The organism is Chryseobacterium arthrosphaerae (assembly GCF_001684965.1).
Lineage (GTDB): Bacteria > Bacteroidota > Bacteroidia > Flavobacteriales > Weeksellaceae > Chryseobacterium > Chryseobacterium arthrosphaerae.
Window position 1 is genome coordinate 3,310,009 of record NZ_MAYG01000001.1, and the last position, 14,975, is coordinate 3,324,983.

The following is a 14,975-nucleotide window of genomic DNA, read 5'->3' on the forward strand; positions in this document are numbered from 1 at the left end:
AAAAATTGACCCAATCAATAATCCTCTTGAATGATAGAATAAGTTACACTTCTATTGTTATTAAGACAAAAGTCGGAATATTTAAACCTCAGGCTTAAAAAAGAAAGTTCCCAAGTTTTTTAGGGACGAAAAATTATCTATTTTAGCGAGGCAAAAATCTGGACAGACAGTACAGAAGATATGCAAAAGATGAGAAGACAAAATGGAGTCTCAAAATTTTTAATGAAATGAACAATGAAATTTAGAAATTGGTTTTTATTAATTCTGCTATTTTTGGCAACGGGAATTAACGCACAGATCAAAAATCCCGTAAAGTTTAAATTTACCATCAACGATCTTGGCAACAACCAGTACGAAGCGGTGTTGAATGCAACGATGGAAAGCGGCTGGCATATTTATTCAAAAGACCTGCCGGAAGACACAGGAATCCCAACCGAATACAAAGTAACAGGAAAAAATATCGAGCTGATCGGGAAGTTTACTGAAACAGGGAAAAAACACGAAGAGTTTTCTGAAGCTTTCGGGGGAACGATTGTCTACTATTCCAATTCGGCCGGATTTAAGCAGAAATTCAAATTAAAAGATCCTGCAAAACCGGCGGATGTTACTTCTGAGATCACTTATCAGACGTGTGACGACAGGGTTTGTCTGGCTCCCAATACGTTAGAGTTCAATCAGAAGGTGACCCCGAAAGGAGCAACGGAAGAAGCGGTCACGGAAGAAAACGCAGAACCTGCAAAAGATTCTGTAAAAGCAGTTGAAACTGTAACTGAGAATCCTGAAAAACAGGAGGTTACCATTTCTGAAGGTCCAAAACTTGATCCTAAACAGCTGAAAATTGAAACGATTGATTTCAAAAATCCGTTAACGGATTGTGGTACGGCTTCAGAAAAGGTGGATGAAAATTACTGGACTTACCTGTTCTTAGGTTTTATCGGGGGATTAATTGCTTTGCTTACGCCATGTGTTTTCCCGATGATCCCGCTGACGGTTTCATTCTTCACCAAGGGAAGCAAAAATAAGGCGAAAGGGAAAAGGGATGCGCTTATCTACGGGTTTTTCATCCTGCTGATCTTTGTGTTATTGAGTATTCCTTTCCACGTTATCGACGGAATTGCAGGGAATATATTCAATGAGATTTCTACAAGTGTATGGCTTAATATTGCCTTCTTTATTATATTCATCTTTTTTGCCGGAAGTTTCTTCGGGTATTATGATATTACTTTACCGAGTTCTATTGCCAACAAATCTTCAAAGGCGGAAGAGGCCGGAGGTATCATCGGTATTTTCTTTATGGCACTCACGCTGGTTATTGTTTCTTTCTCCTGTACAGGTCCTATTTTAGGAAGTTTATTGGGAAGTGCGGTAACGGGCTCCACGAATGTACCAATGTTATTGACATTTGCATTAGCAGGATTCGGGCTGGCATGGGCAATTGTTTTCGGATTGCTGGCTTTATTCCCGCAGGCATTGCAGAGTCTTCCGAAATCAGGTGGATGGATGAATACGGTGAAGGTTGTTTTAGGTTTCGTAGAACTGGCTCTGGCTTTAAAGTTCTTATCGAAAGCTGATCTTGTTTCTAAAACATTCTTGTTAAAAAGAGAGCTTTTCATCGGAATATGGATCGTTATCGCATTAGGGCTGGCTTTATATTTATTTGGGCTGATCAGGTTCCCGCATGATGATAAAAAGCCTAAGATTTCTATTACAAGAAAGGTTTTAGGGGCGCTGGGTATTGGTTTTGTGATTTACCTGGTTCAGGGGTTAATTCCTTCTGAGCGTCCGAAACTGCAGCTTTTAAGCGGAATTTTACCTCCACTGAATGTAAGTTATTTCCATGATGAAAAGGATGGAATTTTAGGAATGCATCCTGAGCACGATTTCTTCAAGGCTGTAGAAATTGCCAAAAAGGAAAATAAACCTATCCTGATCGACTTTACAGGGTACGGATGTGAAAACTGCAGAAAAATGGAAGAGTTTGTTTGGAGTGAAGCTGATATTTTACCGATTCTTCAGAATGATGTGGTACTGGCTTCTCTATATGTGGATGACAAAGAAGAGCTTCCTGAAGATCAGAAGACTAAAATTGATCTTGGAGACGGACAGGTCAAAAAGGTAAAAACTATTGGTGACCGGTGGAGCTTATTCCAGCAGGTGAATTTTAACAATAACTCACAGCCTCACTATGTGCTGATAACTCCGGAAGGTAAGGTGATCAATACTCCTGTTTCAGGGTATATGCCGAAAGAGGATTTTAAAAAGTTCCTCGAATGCGGGGTTAATTTTTACAAGAAAAGTAAATAATTTTTTTACATATCATCTACAACTCACACTTTACGGTGTGAGTTTTTTTTATTTTAATGAATGAAATAAACAAGAAAACACGATAGGTAATTCAAAATTAATTACATTTGAGCAACTAACACCAATTCAAATACATATGAGATATTTCAGCTCTATTTTTTTATTTTTTATCTGTTCTGCATTAGCAGCTCAGACTGCTCCTTCCATAGAATGGCAGAAAGCCTTGGGCGGAAGTGGCGGAGATCAGGCAAATTCTGTTCAGCAAACGTCTGACGGAGGATATATTATAGCCGGAGGATCTACTTCCAGTGACGGAGATGTTACAGCCAATCAGGGATATTACGATTGCTGGATCGTAAAATTAGATGCTTCAGGAGCTATACAATGGCAGAAATCACTTGGTGGAAATTATGATGATAATGTAAATTCTATTCAACAGACTTCTGACGGAGGGTATATTGTGGCTGGAGAATCATCTTCTACCAACGGAGATGTTACAGGAAATCATGGAAATTCAGATTACTGGATTGTAAAACTGAATGCCACAGGAAACATAGAATGGCAGAAATCATTAGGCGGAAGCAATCAGGATAAAGCCAATTCTATTCAGCAAACTTTTGACGGAGGATATATAGTCGCCGGAGAATCTCATTCTAACGACGGGGATGTTACAGGAAATCACGGATATTCAGACTACTGGATCGTAAAGTTGGACGCTTCAGGAAACCTACAATGGCAAAAATCTTTGGGCGGAACTTCTTACGACAGGGCAGAATCCATCCAACAGACTTCTGACGGAGGATATATTGTAGCCGGAGGTGCTGCCTCTAATAATGGAGACGTTACAGGAAATCATGGAAACGAAGACTTCTGGATCGTGAAACTGGATGAATCAGGGAATATACAATGGGAAAAATCATTAGTGGGCAACCTTGCTGATGCTGCCGAATTTATCAGGCAGACCCCGGATGGAGGGTATATTGTGGCCGGAGGTTCCAACTCTGTGAATTCTGAAGTTCCTACAGCTTTTGGAGTTTCCAATTACTGTGTGGCCAGGTTAGACGCCAACGGAAATCCTTTATGGCAAAGATATTTTGGCGGCAATGGCAACGATTATGCTTATTCTGTCCAACAAACTTCCGACGGAGGATATATTGTGGCCGGAGAAGCTGCATCCGGAAATATTACAGGAAATCACGGAAGTGCTGACTACTGGATTGTAAAATTAGATACTTCAGGAAATATGCAATGGCAGAAATCGTTGGGTGGCAACGCTTTTGATCAGGCTTATTCTATTCAGCAGACTGCTGACGGCGGATATATCGTTGCAGGAGGATCCTTTTCTGCAGACGGAGATGTTACGGCAGGACACGGCAGCAGTGATGCCTGGATCGTAAAATTGGCTCCTGAGCAATTGAATACTTTGGAAAATCAATTTATCAGCAAACCTTCTGTGTACCCCAATCATGCAAAGGATTTTATTTATGTGAACAATCTCCCAAAAGGTGCTGTGATTGATATTATTGATATATCGGGAAGGAAACTTTTCTCCCAACAATATCATGAAGAAAAAGTAAGGATCAATACTGCTGCATTCACTAATGGAATCTATATCATACAGATAAAAAACAAACAGGAAGTCATTTTATCTGAAAAGATATCTATCCGTCAATAGCATCTGAATCAGCAACCTATAATTTAAATTATTTGATTTTAACAGTATTTAAGTATAATTATTTAATTAAAATGAAAAATTATTAAACAATTACAACTTTAGGTATGAACTTTGTATCAACTTTTCAAAACCACGATCAGGTTTTTAAAGTTTTCATCAAATACCGTTTAACATTTTAAAATATTAATTATGGCTGAAGTAATCGCACAAGAAAAACAGAGTGGCAGGCAAAAGAAAAAACTGATCAGAGTAGACATGACTCCTATGGTCGACCTGGGATTTCTGCTCATCACGTTCTTTATGTTCACAACCAATTTTACAAAACCTAATGTCATGGATCTGGGGTTACCTGCAAAAGGACCTGTTACAGATACTAAGGTAATTGGAACCACCAATCAGATAACATTTATTCTGGGTAAGGATAACCGGATATTTTACCATCAGAGTGATGCCGCAGATTTAAACACAGGCAACCTTAAGGAAACTGATTTCAGTGGAATAAAGATTTCAAAAATCATTTCCGAAGCTTATAAAAACGCTCCAAAACCGGAAAACTTTACAGTAATCATCAAGCCTACTGATGAGGCCAACTATAAGAACTTTGTAGATATGCTGGATAATCTGGCCATTGCCAAAAAAGAACGGTACGGAGTAACAGATATCAAACCCTGGGAAACGAAAGTTTATAAGGAATTAACTCAATAAAAGAGAAAGGGCATTTTCAAAATGCTCTTTTTTGTCTACATTTGAAAGTACAATTGAATAGCGGCATATCTGTTGCTGCATTATTTAAATCTATAATTTTGGAATCATGCTGAATTTTGAAAGAAAAGGAAACGGAAAAGAAACACTTGTACTTCTCCATGGTTTTATGGAAAACCTGTCGATATGGAGCGATATGGAACCTCATCTTTCCAAAGATTTTTCACTACTGAAAATTGACCTTCCCGGTCATGGACAGTCTGAAATCTTTGGAGAAGTTCACACGATGGAACTGATGGCGGAAGAAGTCAAAAAGGTATTGGATAGCCAGAATTTGAATAAAGTACACCTGCTGGGCCATTCTATGGGAGGCTACACTTCACTGGCCTTTGCCGAGAAATATCCTGATACACTGAAAAGCCTAACACTCTTTTTTTCCACTTATTTCGCCGATGACGAGGAAAAAAAACAGCAGCGTATCAAAAGCTACAGAATCATCAAAGATGCATTTGCCCATTATGTAAGAGCCGGAATCCCCAACCTGTTTAACCCGAATGAGAGGGATATCCTGGAGGGGAAAATAGAAACCGCCCTGGAAACTGCACTTTCCACCAACAATATGGGAGCTCTTGCCTGTGTAAAAGGTATGGTGGAACGAACAGATAAAAAACATATCATGCAAAATCTGGAAACCAAAATTCTGGTATTGGCAGGAAAGCATGACAATGCCGTAAAAACGGAAACGACGATCAAAAACCTTCCGGACAGAACGAATATAAAATCTTATATTCTGGATTGCGGACACAACGGACATTGGGAAAAACCCGGCATCTGTGCTGAAATCATCAACACTGAACTTCTGCATAATCTTCCTAAAAAACTGGTATTATAAAAACTATGAGAATTACCATAACAACCCTGCTCTTTCTTTCACTTTTAAGCTGCAAAAAAGACAAGCAGCCTTCTCCTGACAAAACACTTACAGATACTGCTGCTACAGCGTCAGCCAAGACAGACTCTTTAAAAAGCACTTCTGCACCTAAAGAAGAACTCTTTCATTTCGTTACCGAATTGTGCGATAATAAAGGTTATTTTGACAGCAATACCTATTCCAGGGCAGAGATCGAAGGAACTTACAAACTCTGGTTTGAACCGGGAAGTACATTACTGGATGCTCCGTCTGTATTTAACCTTCGGGATCTTCAGGAAATAAGAAAGGACAAGGATCAGATACTGGCAAAACTCGATAAAGATTTCGCAGAGAAAAAAAAGATGCTCCAGGATCTTACAGTCGTGAACACACCTTATTGGCAGAATGTAAAAAAGGTACAATCCGAAGCTCTTGCCCAACGGTATGAAATGGAGAAAATAAGAATAGCAGCCTATTCCGATCCTTCGGTACTCCTGAAGAGCAATACCTGTCAGAATTTCACAAAAGCGCTGAATTCTACTGACGAACAGATGATGGAAGAATGGAAAAAACTCAGGGAACAAATGAATAAAAACAATGCGGATCCGGAAGGAAAAACTGCTGAGTTCAACAACCACCTGAATTCACCGGACAGGAAAGATTACGCTACAATTGACCTGATTACTTTCGGCTGGGGAAACTGCTCCAATAGTAAAATCAAAAGAGTAGATCATGATGAAAGAATGAACAAAGAGTTTTATTCGTTATTCCTGAAAACTGATTCTGAGTGTGATGAACCTTAACGGGCATTTACAAAAAATCCTGTATATTAGTAGAGAATAATTGCGGCGATGGGTTTATTCTCGTTCAAAAAAAAGAAACCACCGGTTATCGGACTTACACTTTCAGGCGGAGGAATGCGTGGGATTGCCCATATTGCTGTTCTTAAAGCCCTGGAAGAGTATAACCTGAAGCCTCATATCATTTCCGGAACCAGTGCAGGGTCTATCATTGGTGCCTTTTATTCTTTCGGAAAAAGTCCGGACGAAATGATGGAAATTGTACGGCAAACCTCTTTTTTTTCCCGGTCTGCTTTAAAACTGTCAAAGAACGGAATTTTCAGTTCCAATTTTATTTTAAAACTCTTCAGAGATTATTTCCCGGAAGACAATTTCAGCATTCTCAAAATTCCGGTCTATGTAACTGCTACGGAAATGACTCACGGGATTGTAGATTTCTTTTCTGAAGGTGAACTGTTCGGCCCTCTATTGGCCTCTTCCAGCGTTCCTTTCATTCTGCCTCCGGTAAGGATGGGCGATAAGATCTATGTGGACGGCGGCGTTCTGGACAATCTTCCTATAGAACCTATTATTGACAAATGTGATTTTCTGATCGCCTCTCATGTCAACTCAATCAGCTATGATGAATTGAAAAAAATGAGCCTGATGAAAGAATTTGACAGGATTCTTCACTTAGCCATTGCCAAATCCGTATATTCCAAGGTAAAGCACTGCAATATATTTTTAGATCCTCCGAAAATGACAAAATTCAGTCTTTTCAACAAGAAATATATGGACGAAATGTTTCAGCAGGTATACGAATATACTTGTGCAGAACTTGAAGAAAAAGGTTACCGCAAAAGTTGGGGCGCCGAATTACCGAACCGCTAGAAAGTCTATATATTTTATAAATTCTCTTCAATCAGTCTTGCTTTGAACTTTTCAATCGTTCCCGGTAAAGAATCATTGGATTTACCTCCTGCAGCATTAATATGCCCGCCTCCGTTGAAATATTTTCTGGAGAACTGGTTCACATCTACATCATCTTTACTTCTGAATGAGATTTTGATAAAGTCCTCATACAGATCTTCCATAAAGAACGCTGACATTTTCACCCCGGCAATGCTTAAACCATAATTTACAAAACCTTCCGTATCCCCTTTCTGGAAACCAAATTCTTTAAGCTCATTTCTTGTAAGGCTTAAAATAGCCACCCTGCCGTCATTCACCACCTCTATTCTACCTAAAACCAAAGCCAGTAGATGAAGACGGGAAACAGTATTGGTATCCCAGGTATTGGAAGTGATCATGGCAGGATCTGCCCCATTTTCAATAAGGTTTGCAATAATCCTGTGCGTGGTAGCACTGGTAGAACGAAAACGGAAGCCTCCGGTATCGGTCATAATCCCTGTATAAAGACATTCCGCCATATCCTGATTCACCAGTTTTTCATCATCCATTGCTTCAATAAAATGATAAACCATCTGGGAAGTCGCCGGGATTACCGTATCAGAGTAAACAAAATCAAACGGCTCCGGCTGCTGGTGGTGATCAATCAGGATCTTTTTACCCTCCGCTTTTATGAGCCAGTCTCCTAATAATCCTATTCTTGACGGAGAATTAAAATCCAGGCAGAAAATAACATCTGCCGCCGCAATCATATCCGCTGCCAGTTTTCTTTTGTATTCAGCGATGATTACTTTTTTTGATTCCGGCATCCATTTCAGAAACTTTGGAAAATCGTTGGGTACAATTACTTCAGCATGAATTCCTTTTGCTTTCAGATAATGCTTTAAGCCCAGACTGGAGCCAATAGCATCACCATCCGGATTATAATGGGTCAGGATAACTATTTTGGTTTCAGGGCTAAGTAATGTATTGATTTCTAAAAGTTCTGCTGGTGTAAACATCGGGTGTTTATTTTCGTTAAAATTAAAGTTTTCAAAGATAGAGCTTTTATATAAATCATTTAAATATTATTTTTGCACCCGAAATCAGGGATCCTGTAAGGGTTTGTAAATGTTTGGCAGAAAAACATCTCAAATATTTTCAAAAAAAGATTATTAAAGTTTGTATCTTATAAAAATTTCTATATCTTTGCAACCTGAAAATTAATAGATTAATTACGATTTAAACATATAGTAATGAGTAAAAGAACATTCCAGCCATCAGAAAGAAAGAGAAGAAACAAACACGGTTTCAGAGAAAGAATGTCTACGCCAAATGGAAGAAGAGTTTTGGCTGCGAGAAGAGCTAAAGGCAGAAAGAGTTTAACTATAAGTGCTGCACGCGCTAAGAGATAATCTTTTTATTATCATATACAAAACATGCTTGAGAAGTTCCTTTTCAGGCATTTTTTGTTGTTAAAATTTATTAAAATTAGAGTCAGATAGACTTCTTTTTTCTATTTTTAAAGATTGAAATTTTTTGTTAGAAATAGCCTTTAAAATTAAATTATGCCGCATACCAATATCTCCGGAGACAATATCATAAGTTTACAGAATGCAAAAATTGCCCAAAAAAACTTTACTGTTCTTTCTGATGTAAATCTTAACATTAAAAAAGGTAGATTCTGCTACCTTATCGGAAAAACAGGTTCCGGAAAAAGCTCACTCCTAAAGACGCTTTACGGACACATTCCTTTGGCATCAGGACACGGAGCTGTTGTAGGATTTGACCTGGCCAAGCTAAAACCATCCGACATCCCTAATCTCAGAAGAAAACTGGGAATCGTGTTCCAGGACTTCCAGCTGCTTTCAGACAGAACTGTTGAAAAGAATCTGAAGTTCGTTCTTGAAGCTACAGGATGGAATGATAAAGTAAAAATAGAAGACCGTATCAACGAAGTACTGGGAAGCGTGAACATGAAAAGTAAAAAGCATAAAATGCCGCACGAACTTTCCGGAGGTGAGCAACAGCGTATCGCTATTGCAAGAGCACTTCTCAACCACCCTGATCTTATCCTGGCGGATGAGCCTACAGGAAACCTTGACCCGGAAACATCCAACGAAATCATGACCTTACTGAAGCAGGTAGCCCTTGAAAACGGCGCTGCGGTTGTAATGGCCACCCATGACTACCATATGATCCAGAACTTCCCGGGAGAAGCAATCAGATGTGAGGATGGAAAAGTATCAGTACTGGATACGGCAGAATTATTTGAATAAAAAACGCCTAGTTTCTTTTTTTAAAGACATGAAACTCCTTTGTGAGTTCAAGATATTGGTCCGAGTATATTCTCGGACTTTTTTCTATAATAAATTCAGATTCACTAAGCTGTTTTTCTGTCAACGAAAATTCAAGGACCAGCCTTTTGACTTTAGCCCCTTCAATCCCTTTGATATTTACCTTACGGTTCAGAAAGAGCTTATTTTCTCCTGCTATGGAAATAAAGACTTCCCCGGCCTCAACAGGAATAATCACTGAAAGAATTCCGCCTTCAGACAAAACCTGGGCAGATTTACTGATCAGCTGCATAAAATTCAATTCTACAGTCTGGCGGGCAATCTTATCTTTTTCAGATCCGGACTCTTCAAAATAAGGTGGATTGGAAACAATAAGATCAAATTTTTCTTCTGTTGCAAAAGTTTTAAAGTCCTGATGAATATTTTTCATCCTTTCCCGGAACGGTGCATTTTCAAAATTAAGCGCAGTCAATGCCGCTGCATCTGCACTGATATCCAGTCCTAGAAAATCAGCCTGTGGATTTCTCTGGGCTAGCATCAGTGAGATCAGTCCCGTACCTGTGCCAATTTCCAAAACACGGAAAGCAGATTCTACAGCTGCCAAAGCACCGAGCAGAACACCGTCTGTTCCTACACGGAAGACGTCTCTGGACTGCTGAATTTCAAATTGTTTAAATGTAAAAGGTTTCACTATAAATTGGTAGGCAATGTAATGATGAATGTAGATCCCTTCCCTACTTCTGATTTCACAGAAATCTCACCTTTGTAATCTTCTATCATTTTTCTTACCATAGATAACCCAAGTCCCATTCCACTGTTTTTGGAGGTAAAATTGGGTTCAAAAATCCGTTCATACATATTTTCAGGAATTCCGATTCCGTTATCCTGAACAGAAATAATAACTCTTCTCTGGTGCTGCTCCACATCTACATTGATGATAAGTTTTCTTTCATCACTTTCAGCCTGCTTGGCATTGGTAACAAGATTGGTAATGATTCTGGACAGGTAGATCCTGTCCATATTGATCATAATATTGCTCTTATTAGCATGCATAAAGATGCTGTCGTCATTGAATACACGGAGAATATCTGCTACTTCCGTATTCAGATTGATGACTTCATTATTTTTTTCAGGAAGCTTGGCAAATTCTGAAAAAGCAGAGGCAACCGTAGCAATCAGGTCAATCTGGTCCACCATCGTTTTACTCATCAGCTTTACCCTCTCCCGGATATTCGGATCTTCCGGATCAAATTTTCTCTCAAAATTCTGAATGGTGAGTTTCATAGGAGTAAGCGGGTTTTTCACTTCGTGCGCCACCTGCTTGGCCATTTCTCTCCAGGCTTCCTCCGATGCTTTGAAGCGCAGCCTCTCTTTTTGATCCTGAATCTGAAGGATCATCCTATTGTAAGCTCTTGCCAGCGCATTAAGCTCATCATTTTTATAATATCTGATAGGACGCATTTCATTCTCAAATAACGTAATACGGGTGATCATATCAGAGAATTTGGTAATGGTCTTGGCAAGACTGTTAGACGTCACCCAACTGATCCATATACTGAATAAAATAAGGAATATATCTACTAAAAGAATATATTTTACATATTGATGAAGGACTTCAAGATAAGCAGATTCGTTATGATATAAGGGAATATAAACTACACCTATCGGCTTCAGTTCATTATTTTTCAAAAGCAGATAAGAGGAGGTAAGCTTGGCATCTTTGGCTGCATCATACCTTGTCATATCCACTCTGGCATCGGTAGCCAGCATTTTATTAACAATTTCTATAGGAATGGTCTTCTGCTCAACCAAAGCCTCGTCTTTATTGGAAAGCAGATAATGTCCTTTCAGATCATAAATAAAAATATCATGCTGATTAATATCCCCTATTTCGAAAATCTTACTCCCCAAAACCGTTGGCAAATCTTTGGTCTCTACAAGTGTACGGCTTACTGCATAATCCAGGTATCTCATTACTGCCGTAGTCTTCTCCTGCATCTCAATATTACTTTGCCGCAGAGAATTATTTCTCAGCACAAAATACGGAACAAGTGAAGTAGCCACTACACTTAAAAAACATACCAACAGAAAACCGAAAAACACCCGGTTCCTTAAGCTATATCCTTTATATTTATTAATCGACATTCTACTTTTTAATTAACCTAGCAATATACTTACCAACAATGTCGAATTCAAGATTTACTTTATCACCAATTTTCAGATGATTCATGTTGGTAAACTCCCACGTATAGGGGATGATTGCAACAGAAAATTGAGCATCCTCACTTTTAGCCACGGTAAGACTGATCCCATTGACAGTAATTGACCCCTGAGGTACGGTAACAAAGTTTCCGTCTGCAGCATATGCAATGGTAATAAAATAGCTTCCGTCCCTGTTTTCAATTCCTACCACTTCCCCGGTTGTATCCACATGTCCCTGAACGATATGACCGTCCAGTCTTCCGTCCATCTTCATACAGCGTTCAAGATTTACAACGGTTCCCAGCTCCCATTTTCCAAGGTTGGTTTTTTCAAGTGTTTCGTTGATGGCAGTTACCACATATTGATTTTCTCTAATCTCCACTACAGTAAGGCAGCATCCGTTATGTGCCAGGCTCTGATCGATTTTAAGTTCGTTTGTAAAAGGGCATGTCAGAGTGAAATCTATGTTGCTTCCTTTTTCTTCAATCTTTTCAATAACGCCAACTGCTTCAATAATTCCTGTGAACATATTATTTTTTGCTAAATTTGTAAATTATAATCTTCAAAGATAATCAAAATGAGCCCAAAAAACCATAAAGTACGAGTAGGAATTTCAATCGGTGATTTCAACGGCATCGGCCCGGAGATCATTATGAAGTCTCTGAAAGACAAAAGCATTACGGATTTTTTCACTCCTGTAATTTTTGGTTCGGGGAAATTATTCACTTATCAGAAAAATATTTTCAAGCTGAATCTTAATTTCAACTACGTTAATGAAGCGTCACAGGCTCAGGCCGGGAAACTTAACATGGTGAATCTTACCAAAGAGAACGTTAACGTAGAACTGGGTGTTCCTACTGAAGAATCTACCAAAATGGCGATAGATTCTCTGGAGGCAGCTACAGAAGCTTTAATGAAAGGAGATATTGATGTTCTTGTAACCGCTCCTATCAATAAGGATGAAATGGTAAAAATGGGCTTTAAGCATGCCGGACATACCGGATATTTTGAGGAAAAATTCAGTAAAAAAGGATTGATGTTCCTGGTGACTGAAGATCTGAAAGTGGCAGTTTCCACGCATCATATTCCTATTGCCCAGGTGGCGGAAAACATTTCCAAGGAAAAGATCAAGAAGCAGATCAGGGTATTGAATCAGACTCTTATTGAAGATTTCTGTATTCAGAAGCCGAAAATTGCTGTTTTGGGATTAAATCCTCATGCAGGTGACGGTGGCGTGATCGGAACCGAAGAGATTGAGATCATTGCGCCTGCCATCAAAGAACTTTCTGATAACGGTGTATTGGCATTTGGACCTTTCCCTGCAGACAGCTTCTTCCAACCCGGCAAATACAAAAGTTTTGATGCCGTTTTAGCAATGTATCATGATCAGGGGCTTGCTCCTTTCAAGACGCTGGCTTATGAGGAAGGTGTAAACTATACGGCAGGACTTCCGTTCATCAGAACTTCTCCGGATCACGGCGTTGCCTATGATATTGCGGGGAAAAATATTGCCGATGAGCAGAGTTTTACAGAAGCGATATTCACTGCAATCAAGGTTTTCAGAAACAGAAGTGAATACAGCGAACTGATGAATAACCGTCTTCAGCCAAGAAAAATGGCTGTTGACAATGGAATAGACGAAGATCTTCCTGAGGAAACTGAAGCATAAATCTTTAAAACAAATTTTAAATTAATTTGTTTGGGATTTTATTTGTTATTATAAAAAAAATGCATATTTTTGCACACTCATTTTATGGACAAGTTAAGAAACTATGACGTAAGCTTTTCCGGACTTAAAAACGGAAAACACGAGTTCAAGTTTGAGATAGATAAAACGTTCTTTCAATTATTTGACACTGAGCAGGAATTTACAAATCCTAGAATAGAAGTGAATGTCTTACTGGATAAGCACACTACTTTTTTAGAGTTTGAGATTAAAATAAAAGGTTGGGTAGAGCTTGTTTGTGATATTACAAACGAAGATTTCGACTATCCTATTGAAAATGAAATCAAGATTCTGGTGAACTTCGGGGAAGAATATGATGACAGCAATGAAGATGTCATTACGATTCCTACCAGCGATCATGCATTCAACATAGCGCATCTGATTTATGAGAATGTCATGCTTTCTATCCCGATGAAAAAGATTTCACCGAATGTAAGTGATGAAGATCTGAAAATTCTTGAACAGTTCAGTCCGAAAGATATGGAGGAAACTGAAGAGAAAGAACATGAAAGTGACCCGAGATGGGACGCTTTGAGAAAGTTAAGAGACAATAATTAAATAGAATAATTTAAATATGATGAGATGATGAATCTCATCGCTCATCAATTAAAAAAGTTATTAGAAAATGGCACATCCAAAGAGAAGACAGTCGTCTACAAGAAGAGATAAGAGAAGAACTCACTACAAAGCTGTAGTTCCTCAATTAGCTAAAGATGCAACAACAGGAGAGCTTCACCTATACCACAGAGCTCACTGGCATGAAGGAAAACTTTACTACAGAGGTAAAGTAGTATTGGAAAAAGAAGTAGCTGCTACTGAAGAAAACTAAGAGTCGCTTTTCACTGAAAAAGCCTCATTTTAATACAAAAACCGCCCAATTTTGATAAAATTTGGCGGTTTTTTGTTGTTTTTTACGTTTTTTTGGTATCTTTGGCATCAAATCAAATATCAAATTTATGGACATTAAAGACATACAAAATCTTATTAAGTTTGTATCTAAGGCTGAAGTATCAGAGGTGAAGTACAAAACTAAAGATTTCGAAATCACTATTAAAACTCCATTAGCTGGAAGCGATGCTGTTTATGCACAACCTGCAGTATACCACACTGCGCCACAGGCAGTAGCTGCTCCGGCACCTGTTGCAACTCCTGCTGCGGCACCTGCTGAGAAAGCTGAAGCTGCATCTGATGACAGCAAATATGTAACGATCAAATCTCCAATGATCGGTACTTTCTATAGAAAACCATCTCCTGATAAAGATGTATTTGTAAATGTAGGTGACGAAGTTTCTGTTGGTAAAGTAGTCTGCGTAATCGAAGCAATGAAATTATTCAACCAGATTGAATCTGAGATCAGCGGAAAAATCGTTAAAATCCTGGTTGACGACGCTACTCCTGTTGAGTATGACCAACCTTTATTCTTAGTAGATCCATCTTAATTTAGAAGTTAGATGTTAGACATTAGATGTTAGATTAAATTCTACATTAAAAT

At 38.7% G+C, this 14,975-nt stretch carries 16 protein-coding genes; 12 read left to right on the forward strand and 4 right to left on the reverse strand.

Going from position 1 to position 14,975, the window contains the following annotated elements; genetic code table 11:
• Window positions 1-234 precede the first annotated feature (234 nt).
• The 6 genes from BBI00_RS14840 (at window position 235) to BBI00_RS14865 (ending at window position 7,261) form a co-directional block, all read left to right on the forward strand.
• Window positions 235-2,304 (forward strand): protein-disulfide reductase DsbD family protein, encoded by a 2,070-nt coding sequence (locus BBI00_RS14840; protein ID WP_065399484.1) that lies wholly within the window; start codon window positions 235-237, stop codon window positions 2,302-2,304.
• 136 nt (window positions 2,305-2,440) lie between these two features.
• Window positions 2,441-3,979 (forward strand): T9SS type A sorting domain-containing protein, encoded by a 1,539-nt coding sequence (locus tag BBI00_RS14845; RefSeq protein WP_065399485.1) that lies wholly within the window; start codon window positions 2,441-2,443, stop codon window positions 3,977-3,979.
• A gap of 189 nt (window positions 3,980-4,168) precedes the next feature.
• Window positions 4,169-4,684 carry a biopolymer transporter ExbD gene (locus BBI00_RS14850; protein WP_065399486.1) on the forward strand — a complete coding sequence of 172 codons (516 nt, stop codon included), beginning with the start codon at window positions 4,169-4,171 and terminating at the stop codon, window positions 4,682-4,684.
• A 106-nt stretch (window positions 4,685-4,790) separates the two neighbouring features.
• Window positions 4,791-5,573: an alpha/beta fold hydrolase gene (locus BBI00_RS14855; protein WP_065399487.1), complete on the forward strand. Its 783-nt coding sequence runs from the start codon at window positions 4,791-4,793 to the stop codon at window positions 5,571-5,573.
• A 5-nt stretch (window positions 5,574-5,578) separates the two neighbouring features.
• The gene (locus tag BBI00_RS14860) at window positions 5,579-6,394 is read left to right on the forward strand and encodes a hypothetical protein (RefSeq protein ID WP_083988513.1); all 816 of its coding nucleotides are present in this window, start codon (window positions 5,579-5,581) and stop codon (window positions 6,392-6,394) included.
• Between the two features lie 48 nt (window positions 6,395-6,442).
• Window positions 6,443-7,261, forward strand: a complete 819-nt coding sequence (locus tag BBI00_RS14865; RefSeq protein ID WP_065399488.1) for a patatin-like phospholipase family protein — start codon at window positions 6,443-6,445, stop codon at window positions 7,259-7,261.
• A gap of 14 nt (window positions 7,262-7,275) precedes the next feature.
• Here the strand turns inward: BBI00_RS14865 and BBI00_RS14870 are convergent, their stop codons facing one another.
• On the reverse strand, window positions 7,276-8,280 hold the full coding sequence (locus tag BBI00_RS14870; RefSeq protein ID WP_065399489.1) for a DHH family phosphoesterase: 1,005 nt from the start codon (window positions 8,278-8,280) through the stop codon (window positions 7,276-7,278).
• 234 nt (window positions 8,281-8,514) lie between these two features.
• On the opposite strand from BBI00_RS14870, the gene rpmH reads away from it, so the two are divergent.
• Window positions 8,515-8,673, forward strand: a complete 159-nt coding sequence (rpmH, locus tag BBI00_RS22975) for a 50S ribosomal protein L34 (protein WP_034681061.1) — start codon at window positions 8,515-8,517, stop codon at window positions 8,671-8,673.
• Between the two features lie 153 nt (window positions 8,674-8,826).
• Complete coding sequence (locus tag BBI00_RS14875) at window positions 8,827-9,537, forward strand: cell division ATP-binding protein FtsE (protein WP_047373550.1); 711 nt, start codon at window positions 8,827-8,829, stop codon at window positions 9,535-9,537.
• A 7-nt stretch (window positions 9,538-9,544) separates the two neighbouring features.
• On the opposite strand, the gene BBI00_RS14880 is transcribed toward BBI00_RS14875, so the two are convergent.
• The 3 genes from BBI00_RS14880 to BBI00_RS14890 are packed head-to-tail and all read right to left on the reverse strand — an operon-like array spanning window position 9,545 to window position 12,286.
• Window positions 9,545-10,246, reverse strand: a complete 702-nt coding sequence (locus BBI00_RS14880; protein WP_065399490.1) for a tRNA1(Val) (adenine(37)-N6)-methyltransferase — start codon at window positions 10,244-10,246, stop codon at window positions 9,545-9,547.
• Window positions 10,246-11,700: a sensor histidine kinase gene (locus BBI00_RS14885; RefSeq protein ID WP_065399491.1), complete on the reverse strand. Its 1,455-nt coding sequence runs from the start codon at window positions 11,698-11,700 to the stop codon at window positions 10,246-10,248. The genes BBI00_RS14880 and BBI00_RS14885 overlap by 1 nt, the downstream gene beginning before the upstream one ends.
• 1 nt (window position 11,701) lies before the next feature.
• Window positions 11,702-12,286: a riboflavin synthase gene (locus tag BBI00_RS14890; protein ID WP_065399492.1), complete on the reverse strand. Its 585-nt coding sequence runs from the start codon at window positions 12,284-12,286 to the stop codon at window positions 11,702-11,704.
• A gap of 48 nt (window positions 12,287-12,334) precedes the next feature.
• On the opposite strand from BBI00_RS14890, the gene pdxA reads away from it, so the two are divergent.
• The 4 genes from pdxA (at window position 12,335) to accB (ending at window position 14,922) form a co-directional block, all read left to right on the forward strand.
• A complete protein-coding gene (pdxA, locus tag BBI00_RS14895; RefSeq protein WP_065399493.1) occupies window positions 12,335-13,426 on the forward strand; it encodes a 4-hydroxythreonine-4-phosphate dehydrogenase PdxA in 1,092 nt (363 codons plus the stop codon).
• Window positions 13,427-13,510: 84 nt separating this feature from the next.
• Entirely contained in the window at window positions 13,511-14,041 is a 531-nt protein-coding gene (locus BBI00_RS14900; protein ID WP_065399494.1) for a YceD family protein, read from the forward strand.
• Between the two features lie 67 nt (window positions 14,042-14,108).
• Window positions 14,109-14,312: a 50S ribosomal protein L32 gene (rpmF, locus tag BBI00_RS14905; RefSeq protein ID WP_002976251.1), complete on the forward strand. Its 204-nt coding sequence runs from the start codon at window positions 14,109-14,111 to the stop codon at window positions 14,310-14,312.
• Window positions 14,313-14,439: 127 nt separating this feature from the next.
• A complete protein-coding gene (gene accB, locus BBI00_RS14910) occupies window positions 14,440-14,922 on the forward strand; it encodes an acetyl-CoA carboxylase biotin carboxyl carrier protein (RefSeq protein WP_065395338.1) in 483 nt (160 codons plus the stop codon).
• The last annotated feature ends 53 nt before the right edge of the window (window positions 14,923-14,975 follow it).

Excerpts from the sequence above, each read along its gene's own strand:
- BBI00_RS14840 (WP_065399484.1), top strand. The coding sequence starts at position 235 with ATGAAATTTAGAAATTGGTTTTTATTAATTCTGCTATTTTTGGCAACG.
- BBI00_RS14845 (WP_065399485.1), top strand. The coding sequence starts at position 2,441 with ATGAGATATTTCAGCTCTATTTTTTTATTTTTTATCTGTTCTGCATTA.
- BBI00_RS14850 (WP_065399486.1), top strand. The coding sequence starts at position 4,169 with ATGGCTGAAGTAATCGCACAAGAAAAACAGAGTGGCAGGCAAAAGAAA.
- BBI00_RS14855 (WP_065399487.1), top strand. The coding sequence starts at position 4,791 with ATGCTGAATTTTGAAAGAAAAGGAAACGGAAAAGAAACACTTGTACTT.
- BBI00_RS14860 (WP_083988513.1), top strand. The coding sequence starts at position 5,579 with ATGAGAATTACCATAACAACCCTGCTCTTTCTTTCACTTTTAAGCTGC.
- BBI00_RS14865 (WP_065399488.1), top strand. The coding sequence starts at position 6,443 with ATGGGTTTATTCTCGTTCAAAAAAAAGAAACCACCGGTTATCGGACTT.
- BBI00_RS14870 (WP_065399489.1), bottom strand. The coding sequence starts at position 8,280 with ATGTTTACACCAGCAGAACTTTTAGAAATCAATACATTACTTAGCCCT.
- rpmH (WP_034681061.1), top strand. The coding sequence starts at position 8,515 with ATGAGTAAAAGAACATTCCAGCCATCAGAAAGAAAGAGAAGAAACAAA.
- BBI00_RS14875 (WP_047373550.1), top strand. The coding sequence starts at position 8,827 with ATGCCGCATACCAATATCTCCGGAGACAATATCATAAGTTTACAGAAT.
- BBI00_RS14885 (WP_065399491.1), bottom strand. The coding sequence starts at position 11,700 with ATGTCGATTAATAAATATAAAGGATATAGCTTAAGGAACCGGGTGTTT.
- BBI00_RS14890 (WP_065399492.1), bottom strand. The coding sequence starts at position 12,286 with ATGTTCACAGGAATTATTGAAGCAGTTGGCGTTATTGAAAAGATTGAA.
- pdxA (WP_065399493.1), top strand. The coding sequence starts at position 12,335 with ATGAGCCCAAAAAACCATAAAGTACGAGTAGGAATTTCAATCGGTGAT.
- BBI00_RS14900 (WP_065399494.1), top strand. The coding sequence starts at position 13,511 with ATGGACAAGTTAAGAAACTATGACGTAAGCTTTTCCGGACTTAAAAAC.
- rpmF (WP_002976251.1), top strand. The coding sequence starts at position 14,109 with ATGGCACATCCAAAGAGAAGACAGTCGTCTACAAGAAGAGATAAGAGA.
- accB (WP_065395338.1), top strand. The coding sequence starts at position 14,440 with ATGGACATTAAAGACATACAAAATCTTATTAAGTTTGTATCTAAGGCT.